Origin of the sequence: Limnohabitans sp. 2KL-51 (assembly GCF_003063645.1) — a bacterium.
GTDB lineage: Bacteria > Pseudomonadota > Gammaproteobacteria > Burkholderiales > Burkholderiaceae_C > Limnohabitans_A.
The window spans coordinates 94,181-118,966 of the sequence record NZ_NESJ01000009.1 but is presented as its reverse complement, the minus strand read 5'-3'; the positions used below and the strand labels follow the sequence as shown (position 1 = coordinate 118,966).

Below are 24,786 nucleotides of genomic sequence, written 5' to 3'. Positions count from 1 at the left end.
ACAGCTTCGCAAAAGCCGTCCAAGATCCTAGCGTTGTCCCTTTCGAAGGGGACAGACAGCTTTTTCTCATGCTCGTACATTGATTGATGACGTGGGTCAAACGGCAACAACAAGGTTCATGCATGTGGATTAAAAATTGCTGGTATGTGATTGCTTGGGAGCATGAAATACCATCGGCTGAATCAACAGAGTTATTCCAGCGAAAGGTTCTTAATGAGCCCGTCGTGGTGTATCGCAAGCAAGACGGCAAATTGGCCGCCCTTGAAAACAGATGCTGCCATCGACACGCACCCCTGTCAGCCGGTCGCCGCGAAGGTGACAGCATCCGCTGTGGTTATCACGGCCTCAAGTTCAATGCCCAAGGGCATTGCACCGAAATCCCGGGAGCCGACAAGGTGCCCTCAAAAGCCTGTGTGCGCGCTTACCCCGTGGTCACCAAAAATAACTGGGTGTTTGTCTGGATGGGCGACCCGACCAAAGCAGATGAAGCCTTTTTGCCAGACAATTTTTCGTGCAGTGACCCGGCTTGGAAAAACATCCCTGGTTACCTGCACTACGACACCCCTTACCTTCTTATCTGTGACAACCTGCTGGATTTTTCTCACCTGAGTTATGTGCATGAAAAAACTCTAGGTGGTTCAACGGCCATTGCCCAAGCCAGGCCGACAATCGAGAAGGTCACCCAGCCTGGGCAGCGTGGAATTCGCGTCATTCGGCACATTCCTGACGTGCCGTCACCGCCTTTTTACCAACGCTTCAGGACCTTTACAACCCATCTCGACCGTTGGTTCGATTATGAATTTTTACTGCCTGCAACCTTGTTGATGCACTCGGGTGGCAAGCCCGTAGGCACCGCACCTGGTGACATGAGTCAAGCTGTCCAACTTCACAGCTGCCAGACACTGACCCCTGAAACCGAAAACAGTACCCACTACTTCTTTCAGCAGTCCCACCAAAGCGATCTGGGCGATGAAACGGTTACACAAAGCATCTACAACTCCTTGGTCCAGGCCTTTGAAGAAGACCGGAACATGATCACCGCGCAGCACCTGAACATGCAAACACCTGCATTCAACCCCATGCTGCCTTTGCATTTCGATGCCGCGTTGATGCAGTTCAGAAAGACACTTTCTGACGAAAAAAGCGCCGAAGACCTCGCGGCATGACCGTTTAAATCCTTTAACACACCAGGAGACCCTATGAAACAATTGATCAAGCCCCTCGCTTTGGGACTGTTTGCGACTTTGCTTTGCCTGACAGGGCATGCACAAACTTACCCGACCAAAACCATCCGCCTCGTTGTACCTTACCCAGCAGGAGGCGCCACAGATTTCGTGGCCAGACTCTTTGGTGAAAAACTCTCCAAATCTCTGGGGCAGCCCGTGGTGGTGGACAATAAGTCGGGCGCAGCTGGCAACATCGGTGTCGCAGAAGTCGCCAAGGCTGAGGGGGATGGGCACACCTTGCTTCTGTCGATCAATGATCCACTGATCAACAATGTGGCCTTGTTCAAAAGTTTGCCTTTTGATCCTCAAAAAGACCTGGTCTTTGTTGGCCAAATACTGCGCAGTCCTGCACTGATTTCTAGCAGCACCTCAGTGGCATCAAGAATTTTGCAGATCTCAAGCGCATGGCCGTGCCCAACGCCAAATACAGCTACGGCTCATGGGGTGTCGGGGGGTTGGGACATTTGGCCGGTGAGTCGCTCAACCGCGACCTCAAGGCTGAAATGGTGCACGTCCCCCAGCGTGGCGAAGGCCCGGTGGTGACTGACTTGCTGAACCAAACCCTCACCCTGGGGTTGTCTTCTGTAGCCACCGCCCGACAGCACGTGGCCACAGGCAAGATCGTGCCCATTGCCATGATGGGCGCAGACCGCTCGCAAGCCTTGCCCCAGGTGCCCACGCTCAAAGAATTGGGGTTGACCGATCCCCTTTACCTCAACAGTGTTTGGATGGCCATACTGGCACCAGCCAAAACGCCAAACGCCATTGTTCAGAGGCTTGGACAGGAAATGCGTGCCATTGCCAACTCACCAGAGGTTAGAAATCAGCTGGTGGAGCGGGGGTTTGAAATGATGGTGACAACACCCGAACAGGCACAAGCCAACTACAAGCTTGAATTTGATGTCATTACCCGGCGCATCAAGGAATTGGGGATCGAAGCACAGTGATGAAAGCGTCACAGGGCATGGTGTGTTGGTAAAACACCTCGAGCTTTGCCCCGTACGGCGTCGAAGGCCTGAACTTATTGCACATTGGTGCAACATGACAAGTCATTTTTAACATCATGCTTCAAGTTGAGTCATGAATGAATATTGATGTCTTTGTAAGCTTGTTGAATTTCACGTACACCAGCATCGATCAATGAGCCATGGATGGCTGAATAGCCTAAACGAAAGTAAGCTTGGTTCTTATTCGAAGATTTATTGAAGAAGATATCACCCGGCTCTATCAGGACGCCTCGAGCGGCGCATAGCTCTGCCAAAGACTGGCTGTTAAAACTTTCAGGCCCTTTGATCCAGGCGCCAGAACCGCCCAGTGAGGGCGCAATTTCAAATTGCGGCAAATATTTTGAAAATGCATTGGTCAAAATTTCGCGTCGCTCTTTGTAGGTCACGTTCAACTTGCGCATGAATGCATCATGGTGCCCTTGTGCAATAAACAAGCTGGCTGTGTGCGAGTTGTTGGTGGGTTCATGGCGCATGATCAATCGACGCAAGGCCCGAAGCTCGCGTATCAATTCAGCAGGTGCAACGATGTAGCCAATTCTCAAGCCGTGTACCAGTGTTTTGGACAGGCTGCCAAGGTAAATAACCCGACCATCCGTATCCAGACTTTTCAGCGCAGGCAGAGGGCGACCAGAAAAGTTCAACTCACTCTCATGGTCGTCTTCAAACAAAACAACATCACGTTTTTTGGCCAACTCCAGAATCTCCTGCCTGCGACTTAACGGCATGGTGACGGTGGTGGGGCACTGATGACTGGGAGTCACGAAAACATAGGCACATTGACCCATGGCACGAGAGGCAGTCAGTCCATCGGCATCTATGGGCAGTGCTTTGACATGGTCGCTGCGCAGCAAAAAGTTATTGCGCGCATCCGGGTACCCAGGGTCTTCAATGCCAACAACGGTTTGTTTATCCACCAACACATTGGCCAACAGGTAGCAGGCCATTTGCGAGCCCGCGGTCACGAGAATTTCATCGCGCCTGGCCATGATGCCGCGTGCAGGCAACAATCGGTGTTGAATTTGCTCTACCAAGGCCTCAGAGTCGCGGTCAATATGGTTCTGAGCCCATTTCTTGACAGCCGGTACAAACAAGGCTTGGTGAGAGCAGGCTCGCCAGTCTTTGAGCGGCACCAAACTTGCGTCAAATTGACCATAAACAAAAGGGTAAGCGTAATCCTGCCAGTTGGCAGGTTTGATGATGTTGCGTTGATGGATGAGGTGAGATTTAAACCTTTCGGACCACTTCAAGCCTGAGGTCATAGGTTCTGAAGGGGCCGATCGGTCTACCTGGCCAAGCAAAATATCGCCATTGACGATCAGCCCGCTTCGAGGACTGGCAATCAAAAAACCCTTGTCAACGAGTACTTGCAAAGCCAGTGAAACCGTGTTTCGAGACAAGCCTAATGCGTTCGACAGCGCGCGACTGGTTGGGACTTTTGCGCCAGGCGGAATCAGGCCCATCAAAATGGAGTGCACCATCATCTCTCGCACTCGACCTTGAAGCGTGGCACTGTTGCCAGAAAATTTTGGAAAAAGTTTGGCCCAAATATCAGTGATTTCCTGCTTTTGCCGCATGCTTTTTTCCAATTAAAACGTCATCATGGCTACACCTGGTTGATCTGTTGGCATCAATCAAGGGTTAACCCGGAATAGTTTGAGGGTTGCTCCGAAGTTTTGCTTGTGAAGCCAAGCAAATTTCAACTTATTCAATTTTGGCACTAAACAAAAATTAATCTGGCACTATTTTTTAAAAATAGCTGTATCTAACATTCCATGAGGTCATGTGTGATGAAAGCATGTGAACCGATTTCAGTCCATCATATTCCCGCAACTTTTTTACTGAAAAAACACCATGAAAAATCTGCTCAAAACACTGCTAGTCGGCTCAGCATTCACTTTCGGTCTCGTGTCACTTGCCGTAGCGCAAACCAAGGTGGTGATTGGCCACTTTGGTGACCCGGCACCCTACAAAGCCATCGTTGCAGACGGAACACTTGAAAAAGCGACTGGCTGGACCATTGAATGGCGTCAATTCGCTTCTGGTGCTGAGGTCAACGCGGCCATGGCCTCTGGCGGCATTGTGATCTCCGAGATCGGCTCTTCTCCCCTGTCAGCAGGCCTGAGCTCGGGTCTGGACTATCAGATGATTTCTGTCGGCAAGGTCATTGATAGTTCAGAGGCTTTGGTGACCCGAAATGGGGCAGGTATTGACAAGCCCGCAGATTTGAAAGGCAAGCGCATCGCTGTGCCGATCGGATCCACCGCGCACTTCTCGCTGATGGGCGCATTGAAGATGTACAACTTGACAGAGAAAGACGTGACGGTCGTCGGCATGTCGCCCGCTGAAATCGCAGCCGCCTGGGCTCAAAACGCGGTGGATGCAGCTTTCGTCTGGTATCCGGTCCAAGCCAAGATTCGTGAAAACGGTAAGGTCATGACGACCGCAGGAGCCATTGCCAAAACCGGTTTCCCTACTTTCAATGGATGGGTTGCCACCAACAAATTTGCTGCGGCAAACCGTGCTGGTTTGGTGAACTTTTTGAAGGCCATGAACCAAATCAATGGTGACTACAGCAAGAACAGAGCTGCATGGACAGTGGATTCGCCTAAAACCAAGGCGGTCGCCACCAATGTAGGCATAACACCCGCTGCCGTCGTGTCGGCATTGGAAGGTGCCATCTACCCAGATGGCGAGTTGAATATGTCAGCAAACTGGATGGGCGGTGGTGCAGCCACGACCATTAAATCCACCGCCGACTTCCTTAAGGGCGCGGGCCGTATCAGCGCAGCCGCTGACAGCTATACCAAGTTCGTGAATCCCGAATTCGCCAAAGCCGCCGCTGGCAAGTAATTGGCTTTGCACGTACCGCGTGCTGCGCTGACCTGTTCAGGCTGGCTCAGCACGTGGCTCAAACCTTTCGAGGTCCTCCATGACAGCACTTGCCATTAAAAACGCGTCGGTCTATTACCCTGTTCCTGGCAAACCACCCGTTCATGCTCTCCAAAGCATCAACCTCGAGATTCATGAAAAAGATTTTGTGGTGGCATTGGGTGCATCTGGCTGTGGCAAATCAACGCTGTTGAATCTGATCGCAGGATTCATGGCCCCAAGTGAAGGGGAGATATCTCTGAACGGTGAGGTTGTCACGGGCCCAGGCGCTGATCGCTCTGTGGTGTTTCAAAAACACGCCCTGTTGCCCTGGCTGAATGTGCTGGACAACGTCGCTTTCGGCTTGAAAATTCAAGGCCATGGCAAGGTCAAGCGAGAGGGTATTGCGCGCGAGTTCATCAAGCTACTGGGTCTAGAGCAATTTGAGCAATCGGCTACGTATGAGTTGTCGGGAGGAATGCAGCAACGCGTCGGGATCGCTCGGGCACTGACCAGTGACCCGGCTATCTTGCTGATGGACGAGCCATTGGGTGCATTGGATGCGCTGACCCGAGAGCGAGCGCAAGAGCTGATTTTGAAAGTTTGGCGCGACACAGGAAAAATGGTTTTTTTCATCACCCACAGCGTTGAAGAAGCGTTGTTCATGGGGACAAAATTGATTGTGATGTCACCTCGTCCCGGTCGAATATCACACGTCTTTGACTTGCCGTTTAGTCAACGGTATTTTGAAACGGGCAATGCCAGAGCCATCAAAGCGTCCTCTGAATTTATTGAACTGAGAGAAGAAATATTACAGATCATCTTTGCTGATGAGGCAGGAGCTGACGATGAGTGACAACCGTTCAACGACTGGCAAAGGCATCAAGGCAAGTTGGATGAAAGCCAAACCCGCCAAGCCGGGTGAAATTTATGGTGTACCAGGTCAAGGCGAAAGCCTCAAGATCAGCATTGTAGTGATTGCTGGCTTGATCTTTGTATGGTGGTTAGTGACTTACGCTGGTTACATCAAACCACTTTTTCTGCCATCACCCATGGGCGTCATTGACGCTTTTCTGGTCATCTTGAGAGACGGATTTACAGGGGCCAGCTTTTGGGAGCACACTTGGGTCAGCACACTGAGGGTTTTCAGTGCCTTCTTGTTGGCCTGTATCGTCGGTATCCCACTGGGTATTGCGATGGGGATGAGCCCAATTGCACGCGGTATTTTTGACCCTCCTATTGAGTTCTACCGACCCATTCCACCATTGGCTTACTTGCCGCTCATGATCATCTGGTTTGGCATTGATGAGCTGTCTAAGGTTTTACTGATTTTTCTTTCTGTACTCGCCCCTATGGCTTTGGGTGCCCGTGCTGGTGTCAAGTCGGCCGCAATAGAACAAATTCATGCCGCCTATTCATTTGGTGCAACCCGCTGGCAAGTGATTCGCCTGGTCGTATTACCGTCTGCGATGCCAGAAATTTTTACAGCGATGCGTGTTGGCATCGGTTTTGGCTGGACAACACTCGTGGCCGCCGAAATGGTTGCTGCCACCTCTGGTTTGGGGTACACGGTGTTGTCAGCATCCCGATTTTTGCAGACGCCGATTGTCATCATGGGGATTGTGGTGATCGCTGCAATTGCTTACGCCTTTGACCACCTCGTGCGTTTTGTTGAGCGCCGCGTTGTGCCCTGGAAGGGGCGTGGGTGATTCAATTCAAACTTTTTTGAAAGTACGGCATGACAATTGAATATTTGAAAAAAGCCACCCCCTCGCAACTGGCCATAGACACGGCAACGTCCGAGACGGTGCAGCTTTTGCTGGCAGATATCCAAAAGAATGGCCGCGAAGCCGTTGAGAAATATGCACGCGACTTGGATGGCTGGCACGGCAGTATCGTGGTGAGCGAAGATGACTTTGTGAATGCTTCAAAAAAGTTATCACAAGGTGTGAAAGATGACATCGTCTTTGCGCACGCTCGCATCAAGGACTTTGCTTTACGTCAGCGGGAATCACTGCATGAATTTGAAGTCGAACTGATAGACGGCCTCATTGCAGGGCAAAAACTGATCCCGGTCAATACGGCTGGCTGCTACGTACCAGGGGGTAGATATGCTCACGCTGCATCAGCCATCATGAGCGTCTGCACGGCCAAGGTGGCTGGTGTGCCCAACATTGTGGCCACCTCACCGGGTCACAAGGATGTGGGCATCAACCCCGCCATTTTGCACACCATGAAGTTGTGTGGTGCCGACATTGTTTTGGCACTGGGTGGTGTACAAGGCATTGCTGCGATGGCCTATGGCTTGTATTCACCCAAACCTGCCGATGTGATCGTGGGCCCGGGCAACCGCTTTGTGGCAGAGGCCAAGCGCGCATTATTTGGCCGCATCGGTATTGATGTTCTGGCTGGGCCTACAGAGTCGGCCATCATTGCGGATGAAACAGCCGATGTGAATTTGGTTGCAGCCGATCTTGCTGGTCAAGCTGAACATGGCCCGGATTCCCCAGTATGGCTGTACACCACTTCACGCGAGTTGGGGCTCAAGGTCATCGATCTCATGCCCTCCGTGATTGCCGCGCTGCCCGAATTGGCGCGTAACGCCGCTACGGCTGCATGGCATGATTATGGCGAGGTCGTGTTGGTCGGAAGCCGCGAGGAAATGGTAGAGGTCAGTGACCAATACGCGCCGGAACATTTACAAGTTTTTGCCAAAGACCTTGACTGGTGGCTGAGCCATTTGACCAATTACGGTTCATTGTTTTTGGGTGAAGAAACCACGGTGGCTTATGGTGACAAATGCGCTGGCCCGAACCATATCTTGCCGACACGTGGCGCTGCTCGCTACTCAGGGGGTCTTAGCGTCGGCAAGTTCATCAAAACCGTGACTTACCAGCGTCTCACGCAAGGCGCCAGTCGTGCTGTAGGGCAGGTTGCCGCCAGAATTTCGCGCCTTGAAGGCATGGAGGGTCATGCGCGCACCGGTGACATCCGATTGAAAAAATACTATCCGCAGGAGGCCTTTGAGCTGGGCACCTTAGCGGGTCATCAGCCCTGATCAAGCCATGTCCTCAACGATTTCCACACCCTCTTCAGCCATGCTGCTTGAGCCTGACGGCCTGTGGTTCGGCAAAGACTTGAGCACCAGCGAGCCGATACCTGAAGAAGCCATCGAGCGCGCCATTGCCCTGATGCGCTCGGGACGCTTGCACCGTTATGGTGAGCAAGGCAAGGGTTACCCCGAGCCTTCGCTGCTCGAGCAAGAGTACGCTGAGTATGTGGGCAGCAAATACTGTGTGGCAGTCAGTTCCTGCGGTGCGGCAATGTTCATTGCGCTCAAGGCGCTGGGTGTGAAAACGGGCGACAAGGTGTTAACCAATACCTTCACACTGTCACCTGTACCGGGGGCCATTGCCCATGCTGGCGCTGATGCGATTTTGGTCGAAACCAGCGACAACTACATGACTGACTTGGCTGACCTGGAGCGCAAGGCCTCGACAAGTGGTGCCAAAGTTTTTTTGCTCTCGCACATGCGCGGCCACATTGCTGACTTGCAAGCCATCAAAGTCATTTGCGATCAAAACGGCATCGCGATAGTGGAAGACTGCGCTCACACCATGGGTGCAAAATGGGATGGGAAACACACGGGTACTTGGGGCAATGTGGGTTGCTACAGCGCGCAAACCTACAAACACATCAACTCGGGTGAAGGTGGTTTGCTGGTGACCGATGACGATGATGTCGCTGCCCAAGCCATATTGATGTCGGGTTGTTACATGATGTACGACCAGCATGTCCTCAAGCCCAATGCAGAGGTGTTTGAGCGCTGGAAGTACGTCACACCCAATTTCAGTATGCGCATGTCAAACTTGGCCGCTGCGTTGCTGCGTCCCCAAATTGGGCAGTTGGCTGATCGTGGCCGCCGTTGGAATCACATTTACGCCACACTTGAACGCGAGCTGACAAAAGCTCAACACGTGTCGATCCCAGCGCGGGATGCAAGGGAAGATTTCATTGCCAGCTCGATTCAATTCACTCTGAATCTAAAGCCACATCAAATTGAGCAATTTCTCAAGCAATGCGGTTTGCGTGGGCTCTACATCAAGTGGTTTGGCACCCCTGCACCAGTCGCATTTACCAGCAATTACGAGCACTGGCATTACCTTGCCTGCAAGCCAGAAATTCCAAATTCAAAGGCCGTTTTGGATCAATTGCTGGATTTACGAACGCCCTTGTCGCTGACTGACGAGGACTGCGTTTTGATCGGGAAAATTGTCTTGGTTTCTACCCAGATAGCCGCAGCCACTTAGAGACCACGGGTACTGCATCCATTTCAAACCACAAAAGAAAGCACAAATGAAAATCACCAACTTCCCCCGAGTACGCATCACCCATGGTCCTACACCGCTTGAATTCATGCCCCGCATGTCGGAGGCATTGGGTGGCCCCAATCTTTACATCAAGCGAGACGACTGCACTGGCCTGGGCTCTGGTGGTAACAAAACGCGCAAGCTTGAGTTTTTGATGGCCGATGCTGTCAAGCATGGTGCAGACACCATCATCACGCAGGGTGCCACCCAATCGAATCACGCACGCCAAACCGTGGCCATCGCAGCAAAGATGGGCATGAAGTGCGAAATACTGCTCGAAGATCGCACCGGTTCTAAAGTAGAAAATTACAAAAAATCTGGAAACGTATTCCTCGATCTTTTATATGGTGCCAACGTGCAAGAAGTGCCAGGTGGAACAGACATGAATTCCGCTATGGCCAAGCTGGCCGAAGAGCTGGTTGCCAAAGGCCAGAAGCCTTACATCATTCCTGGCGGCGGCTCCAACCCCATTGGCGCACTGGGTTATGTGGTTTGCGCATTGGAGTTGGTCGACCAGTTCAATACCCTGGGCCTGAATGTCAGTAGCGTGGTGCACGCCACCGGAAGTGCCGGCACACAGGCTGGTTTGGTGGCAGGATTTGAAGGCACACGCAGTCAAATTCCGGTACTCGGCATTGGCGTACGTGCTCCTAAAGAGGCTCAGGAAAACAATGTCTACAACTTGGCCGTCAAAACAGCAGAACTCTTGGGCGTCCCCGGCAGCATCAGTCGCGACAGCGTGAAAGCCAACTGCGACTATGTAGGTGGTGGTTACGGCGTCCCGACAGACGGCATGGTTGAAGCCGTGACGATGATGGCCAGACTCGAAGGGATTTTGCTTGACCCCGTGTATTCGGGTAAGGGCATGGCCGGCCTGATTGATCTGTGCCGCAAGGGGCATTTCAAGAAGGGAGAAAACGTCGTTTTCCTTCACACCGGTGGCTCGGTAGCGCTTTACGGTTACATGGATGCTTTTAGTGGTTTGAAACCTCTTTGAATCCTGCCTTGATGACGACGCTTGCGCCGGGTTTTGCTTTTGAGTTCACACAATCACGTGCACCGGCGTGGGTTTGAAGACCTTCCTTAAAGAGGTCACTCAGTTCGTCTGGAGGCCAGTGGCCATGATTTTTTTGAGTCAAGCTGGGCTTGGCTTTTGTGGCGGGTGGCTATTTGATCGCCGTTCAATGAGCAATATCTGAAGGAGTCACCGATCATGATCGGAGTTTTAGGCGGGATGGGACCCTTGGCAACCCTTGATTTCTTCAGCAAAGTGATCTCGGCAACCCATGCCAAAGAAGATGCCGATCATGTACCGATGCTGATGCAGTCCGACCCTCGTATTGCGCCGCGACCAGCAGCAATTCTCAATGGGGGGCGTTCGCCACTGCCTGAATTGATGGCCGGGAGAGACCGCCTGATTTCAGCTGGCGCCATGGCCTTGGCCATGCCATGCAACACCGCACATTTTTGGTACCCTGATCTTCTGAAGGGATGTGCAGTTCCTTTTCTAAGCATTGTGGATGCGAGTGTCAATCAGCTCACGCTGCTGGCTGATGTGGGTTCAAAAATTGGCGTGATCGCCACACGCGCTACTTTGGCGGCCCAAATTTTTGATCCAGTACTCCACCGCGCGGGCTATACCGTCGTTTTGCCAGACGAGATCGCAATGAGCACCTTGGTTTTGCCTGGGATTGAGCGGGTCAAGGCTGGCGACGCTTTGAGCGCAGGAAAGCTCATTGAGAAAGCCGTTGAATCACTGCTGAACCAGGGCGTAAGCGCAGTGATTCTGGCTTGCACCGAAACACCTTTGGCGCTGGATGCGATCCAATCACCGCTTCGCACGCAGTGTGTTGACAGCACTGCGGCACTGGCTACAGCCTGCGTGGCTTGGTGGCAGTCCCAAAAAGATGGCATAAATGACAAGAGATCCTGCGTTTAAAGATGCAAAGACCTTGAGGCCTGCCACCCCAGCAACCAGCCCCCTCATTCAAAGCACCTCACCAATTCCACAAAGTCCCATCATGCTGCAGCCGGTTCACCGGCAAATAAGCCCTCTGATACGGGTACTTGGCGGCCAGCTTCTCGTCGATGTCCACACCGTGACCGGGTGACTCGCCGCAGTGCATCATGCCGCGCTCAAAGCGGTAATCGTGCGGAAAGACCGAGAGCATTTCTTTGCTGTGCGGCATGAACTCTTGCACGCCAAAGTTGGGCACCCAGGTGTCAAAGTGCAGGGCTGCGCCCATGCACACGGGTGACAAGTCGGTCGCGCCGTGGCAGCCGGTGCGCACTTGGTACAGGCTGGCCAGGTTGGCGATTTGCCGCAAGTGAGTGATGCCGCCCGCGTGGACCACGGTGGTGCGGATGTAGTCGATCAGTTGCTTTTCGATCAGCGCCTTGCAGTCCCAGATGCTGTTGAAAATCTCGCCAACCGCGATCGGCGTGGTGGTGTGGTGGCGTATCCACTGAAATGCTTCCTGGTTCTCGGCCGGGGTGGGGTCTTCCATCCAGAACATGCGCACAGGCTCCAGCGCCTTGCCCAGTTGCGCTGACTCGATCGGCGTCAGGCGGTGGTGCACGTCGTGCAGCAAATGGATGTCGGGGCCCACGGCTTCGCGCACGACTTCAAACAGGCCGGGCGTGTGGCGCAAATACTTTTCAGTGCTCCAGTCGTGCTCGCCGGGCAAGTTGCCGTCGGCGGGTTCGTACAGATGGTTTGTGCCACTCACACCATAGACCTTGTTCAGGCCGGGCACGCCGCTTTGGGCGCGTATCGCCATGTAACCTTCTTCCTTGTGGCGTAAAACTTCGTCTACGGTTTCTGCTGTGTCGCGGCCATTGGCGTGGCCGTAGACCATCACGCCAGTGCGGCTGCGACCGCCCAGCAGCTGGTACAGCGGCATGTTGGCTATCTTGGCCTTGATGTCCCACAGCGCGGTGTCCACCGCCGCAATGGCGCTCATGGTCACCGGACCGCGCCGCCAGTAAGCGCCTTTGTAGAGGTATTGCCAGATGTCTTCGATCTGCTGCGGGTCGCGCCCGATCAGGCAGGGCAGAACATGGTCCTCGAGGTAGCTGACCACCGCCAGTTCGCGGCCGTTGAGTGTGGCGTCGCCGATGCCGTAAACGCCTTGGTCAGTCTCGATCTTAAGGGTGACGAAGTTGCGGCCGGGGCTGCAGACGATGACGCGGGCGGCGGTGATTTTCATGGCTCAGGTCCCGGTCAGTTGCTGGACAGCGTGGTCCACGCCGTGCTGCAGGATGTGTTGGTGCCAGTGCTTAACGCGAGCCGTCCAGGCTGCGTCTTGGGGCAGGGCGCTGCCCCACAGGTCTTCGCGGGCTAGCAGGGTGCGCACGCAGGCCTCAGGTGTAGTCCGTTGCGCGGCACCCAATGCCATCAGGCTCTGGGCTTGTGGGTCGTTCAGGTTATAGGTTTGGCCTTGCTCGTCCACACCCAGCGTGTAGCGCACAAACACGGCCGCGGCCAGCGCGTGGTGTTCAAAAGTAGCGCCTTGCGCGATTTGCCCTAGAACTGAAGGCGGCCAGCGCTGCGGAATTTTTTGCGAGCTGTCGGTGGCAATCTGGTGCACGCTGTGTTTCAGATACGGGTTGCCAAAGCGGGCGATCAGCGCAGTTCGGTAATCAGCCCAGTCGCTGCGGCTCAGGTGTGGCGCAACTTCATGGCCCATCAAGCGGAACACAAATTCTCGGATGTGTGGCACGCCAATGCAGCTGGCAATAAAAGGCCTGCCCGTGACCGCGCCCATCAGCGCCATGGCCGTGTGGCTGCCATTGAGCATGCGCAGCTTGGCCTCTTCGTAGCTGTGCACATCGGCCGTGACACGCACGCCTGCGCTTTGCAACAGGGCAGCATCTGCCGGGTCGGCAAAGCGGTCTTCAATCACCCATTCCCAAAAGCCCTCAGTGCTCAAAGCGCAGTGGTCTTTAACGCCCAGTGCCTCGTGCGCTGCGGCCAGCACTTCAGGTGTGGCAGCGGGCACGATGCGGTCGACCATGCTGCACGGAAAGGCACACTGCGCATCGAGCCAACTCAGCACCTCGGAGTCTTGTGGCGCAGCGGCGGCTTTCACCAAAGCCTGCAGCTTGTGCCCGTTGCCTTGCAGGTTGTCGCACGATGCGATGGTGATGCCCGAAAGACCTGCTTGCTGGCGCAGGCGCAAGCCGTCCAGCAGCAGTTGGGCCAGATTAGGCATGTAGCCTTTTTCGGTAACGGTGAGCGTGACCCAGCGGGTGCTTGGCGCGGCGATGGCTTGCACCACCGCATCGCGCTCGGTGGTGGCCACGTTGGTCCGCCACAAAGCGCCGGGCACTTGCCATTTCACGCCCTGACCATCGGCCACGCGCACCGCGTACAGGCCGTCTTGCGTTTTGAGTTGGTTCACCAGATCCGGCCGTGTCATGCCCACACCGTGTATGCCCCAGCGTGTGTCACCACCGGCCAGCAGCTGGTCAAAGACCATGGCCTGGTGCGCCCGGTGAAAAGCTCCCAAGCCTAAGTGCACCACGCCGGGGGCGTGGTGGCGGCGGTCATAAATGGGGGTGACGATATCGGCGGGCAGCGATGCCAGGGCGAGGGCTGAGAGGTGCATGGTGTCAGAGGGGTGAACAGTTCATGGAGTTGTAGGAGCGCACCCCTGTGCGCGATGGGTTTGGGAGTTGGTCAGTCATGTGTGCCGCAATCGTCCCAATCGCTCACGCGGTGGGCTCCTACGAGGGAGGTCTTGGTCAGGCAACGCTTAACGCCCTGCCAACTTTTTCTCAGACGCTTCGATCTCGGCCCAGGTGGCGTCGTCGATCCAGATGCCGTTTTTCTCGCGGTCAGCGCGGGCTGCGCGTTCGGGATCGCCCGCCATGCGCACGCCATCGCTGCCAGGGGCATCAGGGCTTTGGCGCAGCCAGTCGTCAAAGGCCAGGGCTTCTTGCTCGAACACGGCTTGTGTGCCCAGGCGCACTGGGTCGATCAGCATGGTCAGCATGCCGTTGAGTACCGTCCGTTGGTGGTCGGCTTCGCGGTGCCAAGTGCCACCACCGGTCAGCGCGCCGCCCAGCAGCTCGCAGGCCATGGCCATGCCAAAGCCTTTGTGGTCGCCAAAGGTCATGAGCGCTCCGAACAGGCCGTTGGACTGCGGCACCACCACCACGCCGGGGTTGGTGGTGGGGTGGCCGTGTTCGTCAATCAAATAGCCAGGCGGCACTTGTTCGCCCTTGTTGTGCGCTACGCGCATCTTGCCTTGCGCCACGCGGCTGGTGGCAAAGTCCAGCACAAAGGGGGCGCGTTTGCCCATGGGCACGGCGATGCAACAGGGGTTGGTGCCAAAGCGGCCGTCGCCACCACCAAAGGGCGCGACCACAGGGCGCGCGAGCACGTTCACAAAATGAATCGACACCAAGCCTTGGGCCACGGCCATTTCGGCCAAGTGGCCGATGCGGCCCAGGTGGTGAGATCGGCTCAGGGCCACGGTGCACACGCCGTGTTGCTTGGCCCGCTCAATGCCCATTTGCATGGCTTGCGCACCGGTGATCTGGCCATAGCCACGCTGGCCGTCAAGGTTCAGCAAGGGCCCGGTGTCCAGCAAGACCTTGACACCCGTGTTGGGCGACAACCCCCCTTCGAGCACCGCGTCCACATAGCGCGGCGCCATGCCCACGCCGTGCGAGTCGTGGCCACTCAGGTTGGCCATGACCAGGTTGTCGGCCACTTGCGCGGCCTCGGCCGGGGCGCTGCCGGTCATCGCGATGATGCGGGTGATGTATTGGCGCAGATCGGTGGCTTGGATGAGTTGGCTCATGAGGGGGCTTTCAATACGAAGAGGTTGTAGGAGCGCACTCCTGTGCGCGATGTTTTTTTGGGGCGTGTGCCACGCCCATCGCCCACGGGGTGGGCTCCTACATGGAGGCTGTGGGTATTTGTAGGAGCGCACCCCGTGCGCGATGTGGGGCGAGCCGCAATGCGGGTCAATGTGTTCACATCACCGCACCAACTTGCCACGGCACGAACTCGTTTTGCCCATAGCCGTGGCGCTCGCTCTTGGTCGGTTCGCCCGACGCGGCGGCCAGGATCATCTCGAAAATGCGTTGTCCCATGTCGGCGATGCTCACGCCGCCGTCCACGATCTCGCCGCAGTTCAGATCCATGTCTTCTTCCTGTTTTTTCCACAAAGCGGTGTTGGTCGAGAACTTGAGGCTGGGCGATGGCGCGCAGCCATAAGCGCTGCCGCGCCCGGTGGTAAAGCAAATCAAGTTGGCCCCACCCGCGACTTGGCCCGTGGCGCTCACCGGGTCATAGCCCGGCGTGTCCATGTAGACAAAGCCTTTGGCCGTGACCGGCTCGGCGTATTCGTACACAGCTTGCAGGTTGCTGGTGCCACCTTTGGCCACCGCGCCCAATGATTTCTCCAGGATGGTGGTCAGGCCACCCGCCTTGTTGCCGGGGGATGGGTTGTTGTTCATCTCGCCGCCGTTGATGGCGGTGTAGTTTTCCCACCAGCGGATGCGCTCGATGAGTTTGTGCGCCACTTCGGGCTTGACAGCGCGGCGCGTGAGCAAATGCTCGGCACCATAAATCTCAGGCGTTTCGCTCAGGATCGCGGTGCCGCCGTGCTGCACCAGCAAGTCCACCGCTGCGCCTAAAGCCGGGTTGGCGCTGATGCCTGAATAACCGTCAGAGCCGCCGCACTGCAGACCGATGGTGATGTGTTCGGCACTGCAAGGCTCGCGTTGGGTGGCGTTGGCGCGGGGCAGCATCTCTTCGATAAGCAGGATGCCCTTTTCCACCGTCAGGCGTGTGCCGCCTGTGTCCTGGATGTTGAAGACCTTGAGCGTGTCTCCCACGCGCAAGCTGCTGCGTGACAGCCAGGTGCCCAGTTGGTTGGACTCGCAGCCCAGGCCCACCACCACCACGCCCCAGAAGTTGGCGTGTGTGGCATAACCGGCCAGCGTGCGCTCGAGCAACTGCATGCCCAGACCTTCGGTGTCCATGCCGCAGCCGGTGCCGTGGGTCAGTGCCACCACCCCGTCCACATTTGTAAAGTTGGCCAGCGCGGCGGGGTTGCTGCGTTTGGAAAAATGGTCGGCAATGGCGCGAGCCGCCGTGGCCGAGCAGTTCACGCTCGACAGCACGCCGATGTAGTTGCGTGTGGCCACGCGGCCGTCTGCGCGCTTGTAGCCCATGAAGGTGGCCTGCTTGCGGGCAGGTTCGGGTGTCACGTCTTGCCCGATGGCGTAATCGCGCTCGAAGTTGCCTTTTTCAGCACCCATGTTCAGGTTCTGCGTGTGCACATGCTCGCCCGGCGCAATGGGCTGGTGCGCAAAGCCAATGATCTGGTTGTAGCGGCGCACCGGCTCACCCACGGCGATGGCGCGTGTGGCGATTTTGTGGCCCGGCGGAATCAGGCCGCGCACGGGCACGCCCTCCACGGCGTTGCCGCTCATGAGTTGGCTGCGGGCGATGACCACGTCGTCAGACGGGTGCAGGCGGATGAATGAAGTGGACATATTTTTTAATCAGTTGGGGGCTGCGCTGAACAGCTGTCCCTCAAGGTCAATAAAACTGCTTGGGCAACCACAGCACCAGGCTGGGCATGTAGGTGATGACCGCCAGGCTGCCCAGCAAGGGGAACAGCCAGGGCAAGATGGCAATCGTCGTTCGCTCCACGCTGAGCTTGGCCACGCGGGCCAACACAAAGAGCACCATGCCCATGGGCGGGTGCAACAGGCCAATCATCAAATTGAGCACCATGATCAGACCGAAGTGCACCAGGTCAATGCCCAGCTGCTGGCAAATCGGCACCAGGATGGGTACAAGTATGGTGATGGCGGCAGTGGGCTCGAGGAAGCAGCCGACAAACAGCATCAGCGCATTGGCCAGCAGCAAAAACACCCAAGGTTCTTGCGTGAAGCCCAGTACCCAAGCAGAGATGGCGGTGGTCACACCTGTGGCGGTGAGCATCCAGCCAAAAATGCTGGCAGCCGCCACAATGAACAGCACGGTGGCGGTGGTTTCCACGGTGTCCAGACTGATCTTGACGAACATTTTGAAGTTCAGTGACCGGTACCAGAAGAAGCCCAAGACGATCGCCCAAACACAGGCGGCAATCGCGCCTTCGGTGGGGGTGAACACGCCGGTGGTCATGCCGCCAATCAGGATCACCGGGGTCATGATGGGCAACACGGCCTGGAAGTTGAAAAACTTATCGGCAGCAAACAAAACGATCAGGGCCGCAAACACGGTGATCTGCGGCGGTGTGCCCATGGTTTTGACCAGCCACCAAATCGCCATTGGCCAGCCAATCACCACAGCGGTTTCGGCCAGGGCCTTGATGACTTTGGGCCACTCGAATTTCACATCGGCGCCCCAGCCGTTTTTGTGCGCGAAATAGGCCACCGTCAGCATCATCAGCAGCGCCATCAAGATGCCGGGCAAGATGCCTGCGAGGAACAGCGCACCCACCGAGACGTTAGCCATCATGCCGTAGATCACAAAGGGCAAGCTGGGCGGAATGATGGGGCCCAACGTGGCTGAAGCCGCTGTCACGCCTACTGCAAACTCGGTGCTGTAGCCATGGTCTTTCATGGCTTTGATTTCAATGGTGCCCAGGCCTGCAGCGTCGGCAATGGCCGTGCCGCTCATGCCCGCAAACACGACCGAGCCCACCACGTTGACGTGACCGAGACCGCCCTTGAGCCAGCCCACCAGGGCCAGCGCATAGTTGTAGATGCGGTTGGTGATGCCCGCGTTGTTCATCAGGTTGCCCGCCAGAATGAAGAAGGGCACGGCCAGCAGCGGAAAGCTGTCGATGCCCGAGACCATGCGGTGGATCACCACAAAGGGTGGCGAACTTTCGACAAACAAAAGGTAAATCAGTGACGCGCCCGCCATGGCAATGGCCACCGGGATGCCGCCACTCATGAGGATAAGGAAAAGGATCTTCAACATGGAGAACTTTCTAAGGGCGTTTCAGCGGTCGGTCATTTCGGATTCGGGGCGTTGCAGCACGGTGTAGCCGCGTTGCCAATGGACCTTGGCCACCCACACGGCACGCAGGCACATGGCGGCAAAACCGGCCATCACCACGCCATAAACCAGGTTCATGGGCAAGTCGATGATGGTCATCTTGTAGCTGCCCAGCTTTTGCATCATCTGGCCCGTGAGGAAGGTGGCGGCCCCAAAGAAGGCGATGCGCATCACATCGACCACAGTGCCCATGGCGCGGCCCATCCAGTCGGGCATGAAGCGAAAGAAAAAGTCCACCTGGATGTGGTTGTTTTTGGCCACGCCGATCGTGGCCCCTGTGAACACGGCTGCGATCAGCAAATAACGTGCAATTTCTTCGGTCCAAGAGGCCGAGTTGTTCATCACGTAGCGCGTGAAAAATTGGTAAAAAACCGTCAGCCCCAAGGCCCAGAAGAAGGCCAAGGCCACCCAGGCTTCGATCGGCGTGCCCGAGAGATCGACTTCGTCATCGGTCGCGTGAAACTGGCCGTCGTCGCCCATGACTTTGGGCATGGCGTCGAGGTCGGGGAGTTTGCTCATGGGGGAATCCTTGAAATCGAAAAAACGCAGCAGGTCGGACCCTGCGGGTCCGACCTGTTCAGCCAAAGGGCTTCTCTGGCTTACTTGGCCGCTTGGATCTTGTCAAAGTCAGACTGCGTGAAACCCATGGAGGTCAGGGGTTTGTTTTTCAGGACAGCATCCTGGAAAGATTTGCGGTCCACCTGTACGATTTGCAGGCCTTTTTTCTTGAACTCGTCCACCAACTCGACTTCTCGCGCTTTGATCTTGGCGGTGGCACGCGCTGCAGCTTGCTGCGTCACTTCAGTGAACATTCTTTTTTCTGCATCGCTCAATTTATTCCATAAGTGAGGCGCAACTTGAGTGATCAAACCGTCCACGATGTGACCTGTCAACATGATGGCTTTTTGCACTTCAAAAAACTTCTTGGCTTCGATGGTGGTCAAGGGGTTTTCTTGCGCTTCCACGGTCCCGTTTTGCAGGGCCAGATACACCTCGGCAAAAGCGATGGGCGTGGGGTTGGCGCCGCAGGACTCAGGTGTGGCGCGATAGGCGGGCACGTCGGGCACACGGATCTTGATGCCCTTCATGCCTTCGCAATTGGTGAATGCTTTTTGAGCCGTGGTGTGGCGTGCTCCGTAGTAGGTGTAGGCCGTGACCTGGATGCCGGTCTTGGCGCGAAATTCGTTGACCATTTCCTGGAAAATTGGACTTTTGGAGTAGGCGATTAAATGTGCATCATCCCGAAAGATGAAGGGGTAGTAAGCGATACCAAACCGTGGGTAATTGCGTGCCGCAAACGAAGAGCCGCTGATGATCATGTCCACCGTGCCCAGCGTCAGGCCCTGGTTGATGTCGGTCTCTTTGCCCAGTGTGGAGGCCGGGAAGACCTGGATATCGAACTTGCCGTTGCTGCGCTTTTTGATCTCTTCGGCGGCCCATACCGATTCGCTGTGGTACGGCTCTGATGTTTCGTAGACGTGGGCCCATTTGATTTTTTGTTGGGCCATGGCGCCGGTGCTGACCAGCAGCGTGCCCATGGTTATGGCGCCGACGGCGGCCAGGGTTTTCAGTGTGAATCGTTTGCTCATCTTGGTCTCCTCATTGGGGTTTGAAATTTGCTGACGCGGGAACAGAAAAACCACCCTAACGGGCGGGTGCGCGGCGCCAGCTCGCGCTGTATCTTTTGTGGGCTTGTTTCAGGTGCTTTTGCATGGCTTTTCGGGCCGCGCTGCTGTCACGCGCCTCGATAGCCTGCATCACTTCCATGTGTTCTGCAATGGCGGTTTGCCATGAGACGGGGTGTTCAAAATAATCACCCAGCCGTTCAAACAAGGGCCCGTTACGGGCCATCCAGTAGCGCTGCACCGTGTCGAGCAGCACGCTGTTACCGCAGGCTTGGGCGATGGCTTCGTGAAACGCTTCATCGCCTTGGCGAGGCACTTCATCCCGCGCGGCTTCGAGCTTCATTTGTTGCAGTCCGCTCTTGATGGCTTTGAGGTCGCCCTTTTGGGCGTTGGCAGCGGCAAGGGCCGCCACTTCGGCCTCGACCAGAATGCGGGCGCTCATGACCTCCAGAGGCCCCCAGTTGGCAGGGGTGTTGTCGTCCAACTCTGCCGTGGACGCTGTCGACTTGGTCCCTGTGTTTTGCCGCACATAAATGCCAGACCCCGTGCGCACCTCGATCATGCCTTCCACTTCCAGCGCGATCAGGGCTTCGCGCACCGAAGGGCGGCTCACGCCCAGCTGCACGGCCAGGTCGCGCTCGGCCGGCAGACGCGAACCCAGCCCGAACTCGCCCGACACCATCAGCTGCCGAAGTTGTTCGGCAATCTGGCGGTACAAGCGCTGTGGGGCCACGGTATGCAAGGGCATAGGGAATCAGGGATAACGTGAATTGGACAAGTGGTCAGACCAGTTGCACAATCATCACATGATCAAAAGCTATTGCAACTCCGCACAAACCCGCATGGCGGCTGTCACGCAAACGACGTGTGTTGCTGCGGGGGTGTCGCATGCTTCAAGGCCTTGAAACCCATGTCCTTGCAGGTGCCGCTGCTGGTACCGCTGCTGGCTGTTGATCTTCTTCGCCTGTTTTTTTACCCTCCTTGCTGCCCCACATGACCCCCGTCACCATTGATCGCGTGAGCCTTCGGCAAGTCAACTTGCCACCCAAGGTCTTGCGCACCGACGCCATCCAGTCCTTTGTGACGCAAGAGACCATTTTGCTCACGCTGCACTGCAGCGATGGCATCCCGGCCACGGGCTACGCCTACACGATTGGCACCGGTGGCTCTTCGGTCATGGCCTTGCTCAAGGACCACCTGGCGCCGCGACTGATCGGGCGCAACCCGGTCTTGGTCGAAGCCATCTGGAAAGACCTGTTTTTCCACACCCATGCCACCGCTGTGGGGGCCATGACCAGCTTGGCGCTGGCTTGTGTGGACACCGCTTTGTGGGACTGGCGGGCGCAAAGCCAGGGCTTGCCGCTGTGGCAGTTGCTGGGCGGGGCGCAGCCGCGTGTGCCGCTGTACACCACCGAAGGCGGTTGGTTGCATTTGTCGCCCCAGGCGCTGGTGGACCAAACGCTGGAAGCGCAAGCGCAAGGCTTCAAAGGCGCCAAGATCAAGATTGGCCGCCCCCATGTGAGCGAAGATGTGGCCCGTCTGAGCGCGGTGCGCGATGCGGTGGGGCCGGGCTTTGACTTGATGACCGATGCCAACCAAGGCTTCAACCGGGCAGAGGCTGTGCGCCGGGCGCGGGCTTTTGACGGGTTGGGCTTGGCGTGGATGGAAGAGCCCATGCCCGCCGAAGACGTGTCGGGGCACCGCCAGTTGCGCGAGCACACCACCATCCCCGTGGCGGTGGGCGAATCGATGTACCACCCGATGCAGTTTCGCGAATACCTGGAGCAGGGCGCTTGCTCCATCGTGCAGCCCGATGTGGCCCGCATTGGTGGCATCACGCCTTGGATCAAAACTGCGCACTTGGCCGAAACTTTTGACGTGGCGGTTTGTCCGCACTTTTTGATGGAGTTGCATGTGAGCCTTTGCGCCGCCGTGCCCAATGCCACATGGGTCGAATACATCCCGCAACTCGACGACATCACCACCTCGCGCATGCAGGTGCAGGGCGGTTATGCCCTGCCACCCGAAACCCCCGGCCTGGGCATCGCCTGGGACTGGGCGGCCATCACCGCAAGACAAATCACCCAACTGGAGATCAAAGCACCATGAGACTCAAAGGAAAAATTGCACTCGTCACTGCCGCCGGGCAAGGCATTGGCCAAGCCGCCGCATTGGCCATGGCCGCTGAAGGCGCCACCGTGTACGCCACCGATGTGAACGCCGAGCTGCTCAAGTCTTACCAAGGTGTGGCGAACGTTCACACTGCCGTTCTGAACGTGCTGGACAAAAAAGCGATTGCCGCCCAAGTGGCCAGCCTCACGCGAATTGACATCATCTTTAACTGCGCAGGCTTTGTGCACAACGGCAACATCGAACTGGCCACCGACGAAGACTGGGAATTTGCCTTCAACCTGAACGTGCGATCGCAGTTCTGGATGATCCAGGCGGCCATCCCCAAAATGCTGTCGCAGTTCGAAAAAGACGGCCAGGGTGGCAGCATCATCAACATGGCCAGCGTGTGCTCCAGCGTTCGCGGCCTGCCCAACCGTTTCATCTATGGCGCGAGCAAAGCGGCCGTCATTGGTTTGACCAAAAGCGTGGCGGCCGATTACGTGCGCAAGGGCATTCGCTGCAATTGCATTTGCCCCGGCACGGTGGACACGCCCTCGCTGCAAGACCGCATCAACAGCTATGCCGACCCGGTGCAGGCTCGCCAAGATTTCATCAACCGCCAGCCCATGGGCCGTTTGGCCCAAGCGCACGAGATCGCGCCCATCGTCACCTTCCTCGCTTCCGACGAATCCATCTTCGCCACCGGCAATGCCTACATGGTCGACGGTGGCATGACCATTTGATAAACCCCACTTCAACCGCAGAAAGACACACATGAACTTGCTCGACATGAAAGGCCGCCACGCGGTCATCACCGGTGGGGCTACCGGTTTGGGCTATGCCATCGCACAGCGCATGCTCGCATCAGGTGCACGGGTCACCATCTGGGACCGCGATGTAGCCGGCATGACCCATGCGGCCGAGCAACTGCGCAAGGGCCAGTTGGGTGCGTTGGTCAACACCGTGCAGGTCGATGTGGCCGATCACGCCTCTGTGGTGCAAGCCACGGGGCAGACCACGGCGTTGGCGGGCGTCGATGTGCTGGTCAACAGCGCCGGCATCACCGGCCCCAACGTCAAAGTGTGGGACTACCCGGTCGATGCCTGGAAGCAGGTGTTCGATGTGAACGTGCACGGCTTGTTCCATTGCTGCCGCGAACTCAGCGCCCACATGAAGTCGCGCAACTACGGGCGCATCGTCAACATCGCCTCGGTCGCGGGCAAAGACGGCAACCCCAACGCCAGCGCGTACAGCGCGAGTAAAGCCGCCGTGATTGGCCTCACCAAATCGTTGGGCAAGGAGTTGGCCGACACGGGTGTGCGCGTCAACTGTGTCACCCCGGCGGCTGTGAAGACGGCGATTTTTGATCAAATGACGCCCGAGCACATCCAGTTCATGCTCTCCAAGATTCCGATGGCCCGCTTTGGCGAGCCCGAAGAAGTCGCCGCCATGGTCACCTGGCTGAGCACCGAAGAATGTTCCTTCTCCACTGGCGCGGTCTTTGATCTGTCCGGCGGCCGCTCCACTTATTGATTTTTTAAACACTGAAAGGCAACTATGAAACTCGTTCGCTATGGCCAACCCGGCAAAGAAAAACCAGGCCTGATCGACGCCGACGGCCGCTTGCGCGACTTGAGTGGCGTGGTCAAAGACATCTCGCCCGACCAACTGAATGACAAAGCTTTGGCCAAGTTGGCCAAGGTCAAAACCGACAAGCTGCCCCTGGTGCGTGGCAAAAAACGCTTCGGCACGCCCATCTCATACACCAGCAAGTTCATCGCCATCGGCCTGAACTACGCCGACCACGCGGCCGAGTCCAACATGCCCATCCCGGCCGAGCCGATCGTCTTCACTAAAACCATTTCTTGCATTCAAGGTGCTGATGACGACGTGATGCTGCCCAAAGGCTCCAAGAAAACCGACTGGGAAGTCGAGCTGGGCATCGTCATTGGTACCCGCACGCGCTATGTCACGCAAAAAGACGCCCTGAACCACGTGGCCGGTTACTGCGTGGTCAACGACGTGAGCGAGCGCGAATACCAACTCGAGCGCGGCGCCACGTGGGACAAGGGCAAGGGTTGCGACACCTTCGGTCCCGTGGGCCCTTGGCTGGTCACGCGCGACGAAGTGCCCAACCCGCAAGCTTTGGGCATGTGGCTTGATGTGAACGGTGTGCGCTTTCAAACCGGCAACACCAAGACCATGATTTTTGGCGTGGCCAAGCTCGTAAGCTATGTGAGCCAGTTCATGACCCTCGAGCCAGGCGACATCATCACCACCGGCACACCACCGGGCGTGGGCATGGGCGTCAAAGTCGACGGCAAGTCTGCACCTGTGTACTTGAAGCGTGGCGACGTGATGCGTTTGGGCATTGATGGTCTGGGCGAGCAAACTCAGAAAGTGGTGGCCTTCAAGCTCTGAGACACCGACAAGGCGCATGGCCCGGGCCTTCTGCCCGGGCATGCGTCCGCCCGTTTGATGGGCTGCACATCAGCGTGCGCTCAGCACCGGTTCGCTGGAGCAGTGGGATCTTCACGCGAAACA

Annotated in this window: 22 protein-coding genes and 1 pseudogene; 14 read left to right on the top strand and 9 right to left on the bottom strand. The window is 56.7% G+C overall.

The window, feature by feature from the left end:
• Positions 1–86: 86 nt before the first annotated feature.
• The 3 genes and pseudogenes from B9Z49_RS11380 (at position 87) to B9Z49_RS22385 (ending at position 2,173) form a co-directional block, all read left to right on the top strand.
• Positions 87–1,166 carry a Rieske 2Fe-2S domain-containing protein gene (locus B9Z49_RS11380; RefSeq protein ID WP_369913538.1) on the top strand — a complete coding sequence of 360 codons (1,080 nt, stop codon included), beginning with the start codon at positions 87–89 and terminating at the stop codon, positions 1,164–1,166.
• 33 nt (positions 1,167–1,199) lie between these two features.
• Positions 1,200–1,523 (top strand): annotated as a pseudogene (locus tag B9Z49_RS22390) (Bug family tripartite tricarboxylate transporter substrate binding protein); the annotation flags it as partial.
• A gap of 107 nt (positions 1,524–1,630) precedes the next feature.
• Positions 1,631–2,173, top strand: coding sequence for a tripartite tricarboxylate transporter substrate-binding protein (locus B9Z49_RS22385; protein ID WP_255418896.1), 543 nt, complete (start codon positions 1,631–1,633; stop codon positions 2,171–2,173).
• A gap of 131 nt (positions 2,174–2,304) precedes the next feature.
• Here the strand turns inward: B9Z49_RS22385 and B9Z49_RS11370 are convergent, their stop codons facing one another.
• Positions 2,305–3,807, bottom strand: coding sequence for a PLP-dependent aminotransferase family protein (locus B9Z49_RS11370; protein WP_199225043.1), 1,503 nt, complete (start codon positions 3,805–3,807; stop codon positions 2,305–2,307).
• A gap of 277 nt (positions 3,808–4,084) precedes the next feature.
• On the opposite strand from B9Z49_RS11370, the gene B9Z49_RS11365 reads away from it, so the two are divergent.
• The 7 genes from B9Z49_RS11365 to B9Z49_RS11335 all read left to right on the top strand — a co-directional run bounded on the left by B9Z49_RS11365 (position 4,085) and on the right by B9Z49_RS11335 (position 11,410).
• Entirely contained in the window at positions 4,085–5,083 is a 999-nt protein-coding gene (locus B9Z49_RS11365; protein ID WP_108353560.1) for an ABC transporter substrate-binding protein, read from the top strand.
• Positions 5,084–5,162: 79 nt separating this feature from the next.
• Positions 5,163–5,957 carry a taurine ABC transporter ATP-binding protein gene (locus B9Z49_RS11360; protein WP_108353559.1) on the top strand — a complete coding sequence of 265 codons (795 nt, stop codon included), beginning with the start codon at positions 5,163–5,165 and terminating at the stop codon, positions 5,955–5,957.
• Positions 5,950–6,810 (top strand): ABC transporter permease subunit, encoded by an 861-nt coding sequence (locus B9Z49_RS11355; RefSeq protein ID WP_108353558.1) that lies wholly within the window; start codon positions 5,950–5,952, stop codon positions 6,808–6,810. Before B9Z49_RS11360 ends, B9Z49_RS11355 begins: the two co-directional genes overlap by 8 nt.
• A gap of 29 nt (positions 6,811–6,839) precedes the next feature.
• Positions 6,840–8,159 (top strand): histidinol dehydrogenase, encoded by a 1,320-nt coding sequence (gene hisD / locus B9Z49_RS11350; protein ID WP_108353557.1) that lies wholly within the window; start codon positions 6,840–6,842, stop codon positions 8,157–8,159.
• A 7-nt stretch (positions 8,160–8,166) separates the two neighbouring features.
• Entirely contained in the window at positions 8,167–9,411 is a 1,245-nt protein-coding gene (locus tag B9Z49_RS11345) for a DegT/DnrJ/EryC1/StrS aminotransferase family protein (RefSeq protein ID WP_233254601.1), read from the top strand.
• 46 nt (positions 9,412–9,457) lie between these two features.
• Positions 9,458–10,468 carry a D-cysteine desulfhydrase gene (locus tag B9Z49_RS11340; RefSeq protein WP_108353555.1) on the top strand — a complete coding sequence of 337 codons (1,011 nt, stop codon included), beginning with the start codon at positions 9,458–9,460 and terminating at the stop codon, positions 10,466–10,468.
• 216 nt (positions 10,469–10,684) lie between these two features.
• Positions 10,685–11,410 (top strand): aspartate/glutamate racemase family protein, encoded by a 726-nt coding sequence (locus B9Z49_RS11335; RefSeq protein WP_108353554.1) that lies wholly within the window; start codon positions 10,685–10,687, stop codon positions 11,408–11,410.
• Positions 11,411–11,468: 58 nt separating this feature from the next.
• On the opposite strand, the gene manD is transcribed toward B9Z49_RS11335, so the two are convergent.
• The 8 genes from manD to B9Z49_RS11295 form a co-directional block, all read right to left on the bottom strand.
• The gene (gene manD, locus B9Z49_RS11330; protein WP_108353553.1) at positions 11,469–12,680 is read right to left on the bottom strand and encodes a D-mannonate dehydratase ManD; all 1,212 of its coding nucleotides are present in this window, start codon (positions 12,678–12,680) and stop codon (positions 11,469–11,471) included.
• A gap of 3 nt (positions 12,681–12,683) precedes the next feature.
• The gene (locus B9Z49_RS11325) at positions 12,684–14,081 is read right to left on the bottom strand and encodes a mannitol dehydrogenase family protein (RefSeq protein ID WP_108353552.1); all 1,398 of its coding nucleotides are present in this window, start codon (positions 14,079–14,081) and stop codon (positions 12,684–12,686) included.
• 147 nt (positions 14,082–14,228) lie between these two features.
• The gene (locus B9Z49_RS11320; protein ID WP_108353551.1) at positions 14,229–15,281 is read right to left on the bottom strand and encodes a malate/lactate/ureidoglycolate dehydrogenase; all 1,053 of its coding nucleotides are present in this window, start codon (positions 15,279–15,281) and stop codon (positions 14,229–14,231) included.
• 175 nt (positions 15,282–15,456) lie between these two features.
• On the bottom strand, positions 15,457–16,986 hold the full coding sequence (locus tag B9Z49_RS11315; protein ID WP_108353550.1) for a UxaA family hydrolase: 1,530 nt from the start codon (positions 16,984–16,986) through the stop codon (positions 15,457–15,459).
• A gap of 46 nt (positions 16,987–17,032) precedes the next feature.
• On the bottom strand, positions 17,033–18,427 hold the full coding sequence (locus tag B9Z49_RS11310; RefSeq protein WP_108353549.1) for a TRAP transporter large permease: 1,395 nt from the start codon (positions 18,425–18,427) through the stop codon (positions 17,033–17,035).
• Positions 18,428–18,448: 21 nt separating this feature from the next.
• Complete coding sequence (locus B9Z49_RS11305) at positions 18,449–19,024, bottom strand: TRAP transporter small permease (RefSeq protein ID WP_108353548.1); 576 nt, start codon at positions 19,022–19,024, stop codon at positions 18,449–18,451.
• 80 nt (positions 19,025–19,104) lie between these two features.
• The gene (locus B9Z49_RS11300; RefSeq protein WP_108353547.1) at positions 19,105–20,094 is read right to left on the bottom strand and encodes a sialic acid TRAP transporter substrate-binding protein SiaP; all 990 of its coding nucleotides are present in this window, start codon (positions 20,092–20,094) and stop codon (positions 19,105–19,107) included.
• A 55-nt stretch (positions 20,095–20,149) separates the two neighbouring features.
• Positions 20,150–20,878 carry a FadR/GntR family transcriptional regulator gene (locus tag B9Z49_RS11295; protein ID WP_108353546.1) on the bottom strand — a complete coding sequence of 243 codons (729 nt, stop codon included), beginning with the start codon at positions 20,876–20,878 and terminating at the stop codon, positions 20,150–20,152.
• 245 nt (positions 20,879–21,123) lie between these two features.
• Between B9Z49_RS11295 and B9Z49_RS11290 the strand changes: the two genes are divergently transcribed.
• From B9Z49_RS11290 to B9Z49_RS11275, 4 genes are read left to right on the top strand one after another with little or no spacing between them, the layout of a single operon-like run.
• Entirely contained in the window at positions 21,124–22,239 is a 1,116-nt protein-coding gene (locus B9Z49_RS11290; protein WP_108353545.1) for a mandelate racemase/muconate lactonizing enzyme family protein, read from the top strand.
• Positions 22,236–22,985 carry an SDR family oxidoreductase gene (locus B9Z49_RS11285; RefSeq protein ID WP_108353544.1) on the top strand — a complete coding sequence of 250 codons (750 nt, stop codon included), beginning with the start codon at positions 22,236–22,238 and terminating at the stop codon, positions 22,983–22,985. Before B9Z49_RS11290 ends, B9Z49_RS11285 begins: the two co-directional genes overlap by 4 nt.
• A 31-nt stretch (positions 22,986–23,016) precedes the next feature.
• On the top strand, positions 23,017–23,775 hold the full coding sequence (locus tag B9Z49_RS11280) for an SDR family NAD(P)-dependent oxidoreductase (protein ID WP_108353543.1): 759 nt from the start codon (positions 23,017–23,019) through the stop codon (positions 23,773–23,775).
• A 24-nt stretch (positions 23,776–23,799) separates the two neighbouring features.
• Positions 23,800–24,663: a fumarylacetoacetate hydrolase family protein gene (locus tag B9Z49_RS11275; protein ID WP_108353542.1), complete on the top strand. Its 864-nt coding sequence runs from the start codon at positions 23,800–23,802 to the stop codon at positions 24,661–24,663.
• Positions 24,664–24,786 lie beyond the last annotated feature (123 nt).